The 679-nt window shown below is 71.1% G+C and carries 1 protein-coding gene; it reads left to right on the top strand.

Translation table 11 applies throughout. From position 1 onward, the window contains the following. The coding region (locus IEI94_RS09600) for a cadherin repeat domain-containing protein (protein ID WP_191167091.1) at nucleotides 1-679 on the top strand (679 nt) is incomplete at both ends.

Raw genomic sequence — 679 nt, 5'->3', positions numbered from 1 at the left:
CAGGGGCTCACCTACGGCCTTACCGACGGCAGCGACCCGAACGGCTACTACGCCATCGACCCGGCCACCGGCACGGTGACCCTGACCGCGGCCGGCGCTGAGCACGTCAATAACGGCGGCGATCTGCCCACCGTTGACGTCACCGCCACCGACGGCTCGAACCGTCCGGCCAGCGATACCGCCGAGATCGGCACCATCGCCGGGCCGTCGATCACCCTGACCGGCGGCGACGACCTGCTCGAAGGGCTGGCCGAGGAAGGCAACACGGTTGCCACCGTCACCGCCAGCAGCGACCCGCTGGGCGAGGGCCTCACCTACGGCCTTACCGACGGCAGCGACCCGAACGGCTACTACGCCATCGACCCGGCCACCGGCACGGTGACCCTGACCGCGGCCGGCGCTGAGCACGTCAACGACGGCGGCGATCTGCCCACCGTTGACGTCACCGCCACCGACGGCTCGAACCGCCCGGCCAGCGATACCGCCGAGATCGGCACCATCGCCGGGCCGTCGATCACCCTGACCGGCGGCGACGACCTGCTCGAAGGGCTGGCCGAGGAAGGCAACGAGGTTGCCACCGTCACCGCCAGCAGCGACCCGCTGGGTCAGGGGCTCACCTACGGCCTTACCGACGGCAGCGACCCGAACGGCTACTACGCCATCGACCCGGCCACCGGCA

The sequence above is a fragment of the Halomonas sp. ML-15 genome, assembly GCF_014779595.1.
Taxonomy (GTDB): Bacteria; Pseudomonadota; Gammaproteobacteria; order Pseudomonadales; family Halomonadaceae; genus Franzmannia.
The sequence above is the reverse complement of the archived record's forward strand: the minus strand, read 5'-3'. Positions and strand labels throughout refer to the sequence as shown.